This window comes from Devosia sp., from assembly GCF_017307565.1.
Classification (GTDB): Bacteria; Pseudomonadota; Alphaproteobacteria; order Rhizobiales; family Devosiaceae; genus Devosia.
Genome location: NZ_JAFKHD010000044.1, coordinates 1 through 4,649 on the forward strand (window position 1 = coordinate 1; position 4,649 = coordinate 4,649).

Genomic DNA, 4,649 nt, shown 5'->3' on the forward strand with positions numbered 1-4,649 from the left:
GCCGGGAGGTGGCCCCCACCAATTTCCCATGCACCAGGAGCATGCGACTCGCCTTGACCTAGATCAAGGCTCATTGCTTATGAGGCGTTTAGCGTGCAAGGAGTGCCGCAGGGGAACCGCTCTTCCTTCGGCAACACCCGCAAAAGATCTACCCGTGACACCTCAAGAAAAAGCCGCCGGAAAGGCCCTTTCCAGACTGCAGCGCCATGGCGGAACCGCCCTCTGGCTCGCCATCGGCCTGCCGCTCGTTTCAGGCGGCCTGCTGGTCTGGCAGGCATCGAGCCTGGCCCGGGTCATCGGCCGCGCCGTCGAAGGCCGCACTCCGGTCGAAGCCCTGCTGCCCACGGTCGGCATCGTCCTCGCCCTCCTTGTCCTCCGTGCCGGCATTTCCGCGCTCGGCGACTGGCTCGGCACCTTTGCTGCCGAGGCCATCAAACGGGACCTCCGCGAATCACTGTTCTCCGCCCTTTTGTCGCGCTCGCCGCGCCGGCGCGACCAGCCTGATTCAGGCGCTGCTGTCACCGCCATCGTCGATCAGGTCGAAGCGCTCGATGGCTATTTCGCGCGCTATCTGCCGGCTGCCGGCCAGGCAGCCCTCCTGCCGCTCGTTTTCGGCGCCATCATCCTGCCGCTCGATTGGGTCGCGGGCCTCCTGTTCCTCGTCAGCGCCCCGCTCATTCCGGTCTTCATGGCGCTGGTCGGTTGGGGCGCCCAGGCCGCCACCGACCGTCAGGCCCAGGCGCTGACCCGCCTTTCGGGCCGCTTCGCCGATCGCCTGCGCGGCCTGCTCACCCTTAAACTCTTTGGACGCGAGGCCGCCGAAATTCATGGCATCGTCTCGGCCAGCGAGTCGCTACGCCGCCGGACCCTCGGCGTCCTCGGCATCGCCTTCCTGTCCTCTGCCGTGCTGGAATTCTTCGCCGCCCTCGGAGTTGCCGGTGTCGCCCTTTATCTCGGTCTCACCTTCATCGACTTCCTGCACCTGCGCTCGTCCCCGCTGACGCTCGAGTTGGCGCTTTTCCTGCTGCTGATGGCTCCGGAAGTCTATAATCCCCTGCGCCTCCTTGCCGCCCACTATCATGACCGCGCCTCCGCCAAAGCCGCCATCGTCGAGATCGAACGTCAACTCGGCGCCCTTCCCGCCGAGCCGACGCCTCTCTCCGACATTGCCCCCCGCGCTGGCCGCGCCATCGCGCTCGACCTTGCCGGATTGACCCTCCGCACGCCCGACCGCCAGCGCGTCATTCTGTCCGAGACAAGCCTTTCCGTGCCCGCGGGCCAGCACATCGCCGTTCTCGGCCCCAGCGGCCAGGGCAAGTCGACGCTCCTCGAAGCCATCGCCGGCCTCCGGGCCTGCGAAGGCGACCTGCTGCTCGATGGAGAGAACCTCGAAGCCTGGAGCGAGGAAGACCTGCGTGCCCGCACCTTCCTTCTCACCCAGCGGCCGCGCCTCATCCACGCCAGCATTGCCGAAAACATCGCCCTCGCCCGGGCAGATGCCACGAGGGCCGAGATCGAACAGGCGGCGGAGAAAGCTGGCGTCGCTCAGTTCGCTGCCGCGCTCCCCGAAGGTCTTGCGACCGTTATCGGCGAAGATGGCGTCGGCCTTTCGGGCGGTCAGGCCCAGCGCGTTGCGCTCGCCCGGTTGTTCCTGCGCGATGCCGGTCTCATCCTCCTCGATGAGCCCACCGCCCACCTCGATGCCGAAACCGAGGCCGCCGTCATGACCGCGGTCCTCGATTATGCCCGTGGCCGCACCTTGATCGTCGCGACCCACTCGCAGGCCGTTGCCGCGCGCTTTGACAAGGCATGGCGCATTGCCGGGGAAACGCTGCTGCCCGTCGCCCTGCCCGCACACAAGAAAGGTGTCGCATGAGTGTCCTTGCCATGCTCGCCCCGCTCTTTAGGCGTCGCCTCGGCGCCCTGTCCCTGGCGCTTCTCCTCGCTTCGATCGCCCTTGCCTCCGGCATTGCGCTGCTCGGCACGTCGGGCTGGTTCATCACCGCAACGGCGCTGACGACGCTCGGACTGGGGTTCAACCTCTTCGTTCCCTCTGCCCTCGTCCGCGCCTTCTCGTTCATCCGCATTCTCGCCCGCTATGGCGAGCGGCTCGTCGGCCACAACGCCACCCTGCGCCTCCTCTCGGACCTCCGCGGTTGGCTCTTTGCGGCGCTCTTTCCGCGCCTGCCACTGTCGGATCGCTCGATCAGGCACGGCGACCTCGTCAGCCGCCTGACCGCCGATGTCGACGCGCTCGATGTCGCCTTCCTCGTCGCCATCGGCCCCATGCTTAGCGCCATCCTCATGGGTGTGGTGGTCACCGGCGTACTCGCCTTCTTCCTCCCCAGCGCCGCGCTGGTCTATGCCCTCGCCGTCGCTGGCGCCGTCGTGGTCGTCCCCACCGTTCTCATTCTGTCGGCCCGCAAGACCGGCCGCGACGTCGTCGCCGCCGCTGCCGACACGCGCGTCTCGGTCTATGACGCCATTGGTGGTCATGCCGACCTGACCGTGCTCGGCGTTCTCGGCACGGCGATGAACCGCTTTTCCGCCTTTGCCCGGCGCCTCGGCGAGCGCCGGCTCGCCCTGGCCGCTCTCACTGGTGCCGCCGCCATGGCAGTGCAGGTTCTGGCAGCCGTCGCCGTCGTCGGCACGCTCTGGGCCGGCCTTGTCGCGCATGAGACCGGCAATCTCGATTCTGCCGTGTTCGTCGGCCTCGTCCTCGCCGTCCTCGGCAGTTTCGAAGCGACCGCCGTCATTGTCCGCAGCGTCGGCAAATCGGCCGCCGCCATGGCCGCGGCCGAGCGCCTGACCTCTCTCGCCAATCTGCCCCCGGCCATAATCGACGTCCCCCAGCCCCTGCCCTTCCCCGAGGATCACAGGATCGGCTTTGCCGACGTGCATTTCTCCTACGATACCAGCGCCCCGGTGCTGAATGGCGTTACCCTCAGTATCGCGCCGGGCGAGCGCATTGCTATTACCGGGCCGAGCGGCGGCGGAAAATCGACGCTGCTGCGCCTGCTCCTTCGCCTCAATGAGCCACAATGCGGGGACATCCGCATCGGCAATGTGCCGCTCAACCAGATCGCCGGCGCGCAAGTACATGCAAACATGGCTCTCCTCAGCCAGGACAGCCCGGTTTTCATCGATACCATCCGCAACAATCTGCGCATTGCCCGCCCGATGGCCGATGACGACGCCATCCGCGCCGCCCTCGAAGCTGCAAGACTCTCGAAGTTCGTTGCCACCCTGCCCGATGGCCTCGACACCGTGCTCGGGGAATCCGGCCGCACGCTGTCGGCCGGCCAGATGCGCCGCCTGTGCCTTGCGCGCACGCTGCTGTCAGAAGCCCCGATCATCCTCCTCGACGAACCGACCAATGCGCTCGACCGCGCCAACGAGCTAGCTTTCTTCGAAACCCTCACCGCAGCCACCCAGGGCCGCACCCTGATCATGGTGACCCACGCCGCGATCCCCGAGGGCACGGTCGATCGCGTATTGGAAATGCGGAACGGCAGGCTCGTTGGCTGACGGCCTCTAGCCGCAGCGCACCCGCAACTGCGCCAGGTCGTTGATATTGACGTGCCGATAGTTGGCGATCTCGATCACCTTGTCGGCCTTGAGCTTGGTCAATTGCCGGCTCACCGTCTCGATGGTGAGACCCAGGAAGTCGGCGATATCAGCCCGGCTCAGCGGCAGATCGAAAGCCGCCACGGCGCTGTTCTCGGTCGGGTCGATATGGGTCGCGAGCAGATAGAGGAAGCTCGCCACCTTTTCGGCTGCGGTCTTGCGGCCCAGCGTCACCATCCAGTCGCGCGCCTCATCGAGTTCGCGCAGCGCCTGCATCATGATGCGGTGCTCCACCGGCCCGCCATCGCGCATCAGCGCTTCCAGCGCCGGCTTGGGGAACATGCAGAGTTCAACGTCCGAAGCCGTCTCAGCCGTTACCCGGCTTTCGCTTGCCATGGGTCGCCCCAGCAGATCGGGGGCAAATTGCAGCCCGACCACCTGCTGGCGGCCGTCTTCAAGCACCTTGGTCAACTTGACCACGCCGCGCAACACATTGGCATAGGAGGTGATCGGCATGGCATCGGCGATCAGTTCCTGCCCCGCCTCGCGCCGCACGCGCCGCGTGTGCTTGGACAGCGCCGTCAGCTGCTCGGGTGTCAACGCCCCGCAAATTCCCTGATGCCGCGCCTCACAGCTCTGGCACAGAACCGGAATTCCCGAATTGTGAATGTCGTTGCGAACTGTCTGCATGGATCAAGCTCCTGACAGCGCCTGAGTTAGATCGTCCCTGCCCAAAATATAATCAGATCAAGTGTCGCTGTGCCAACAGGTCGCATGGCAGTTTGCGGTTTAGCCCACAGCCCTTCGCGCTCCCAAAGGCTGCCTCCGATCAAAATCGCTTCTCCACCCCTTGACCTTACCACGATGGGAAGGATTATCTATGACTGGACAAGCAAAGAGCCATGCACCCAATCGTCCACCCTCTCCGCACAACCGCACGTTTCGAGCGCCGGTCCCGGCGCATGACGCAGCCATGGGGAACTACCAAAGGAGCACCGGCATGAATATCGGCCAGGCAGCTGACGCTTCCGGCGTTTCGGCCAAGATGATCCGCTACTATGAGCAGATCGGCCTCATCCGCC

Annotated in this window: 4 protein-coding genes; 3 read left to right on the forward strand and 1 reads right to left on the reverse strand. The window is 65.7% G+C overall.

Annotated elements, in window-relative coordinates:
* The first annotated feature begins 154 nt into the window (after positions 1 to 154).
* Positions 155 to 1,876, forward strand: coding sequence for a thiol reductant ABC exporter subunit CydD (gene cydD, locus J0I64_RS00805; protein ID WP_291405479.1), 1,722 nt, complete (start codon positions 155 to 157; stop codon positions 1,874 to 1,876).
* Positions 1,873 to 3,528 carry a thiol reductant ABC exporter subunit CydC gene (gene cydC / locus J0I64_RS00810; RefSeq protein ID WP_291405481.1) on the forward strand — a complete coding sequence of 552 codons (1,656 nt, stop codon included), beginning with the start codon at positions 1,873 to 1,875 and terminating at the stop codon, positions 3,526 to 3,528. The genes cydD and cydC overlap by 4 nt, the downstream gene beginning before the upstream one ends.
* A 6-nt stretch (positions 3,529 to 3,534) precedes the next feature.
* Here the strand turns inward: cydC and J0I64_RS00815 are convergent, their stop codons facing one another.
* Complete coding sequence (locus J0I64_RS00815) at positions 3,535 to 4,257, reverse strand: Crp/Fnr family transcriptional regulator (RefSeq protein WP_291405483.1); 723 nt, start codon at positions 4,255 to 4,257, stop codon at positions 3,535 to 3,537.
* A 310-nt stretch (positions 4,258 to 4,567) separates the two neighbouring features.
* On the opposite strand from J0I64_RS00815, the gene J0I64_RS00820 reads away from it, so the two are divergent.
* Positions 4,568 to 4,649, forward strand: an 82-nt coding sequence (locus tag J0I64_RS00820; protein ID WP_291405485.1) for a MerR family DNA-binding transcriptional regulator, incomplete at its 3' end; no start/stop codon positions are given.

Excerpts from the sequence above, each read along its gene's own strand:
- cydC (WP_291405481.1), top strand. The coding sequence starts at position 1,873 with ATGAGTGTCCTTGCCATGCTCGCCCCGCTCTTTAGGCGTCGCCTCGGC.
- J0I64_RS00815 (WP_291405483.1), bottom strand. The coding sequence starts at position 4,257 with ATGCAGACAGTTCGCAACGACATTCACAATTCGGGAATTCCGGTTCTG.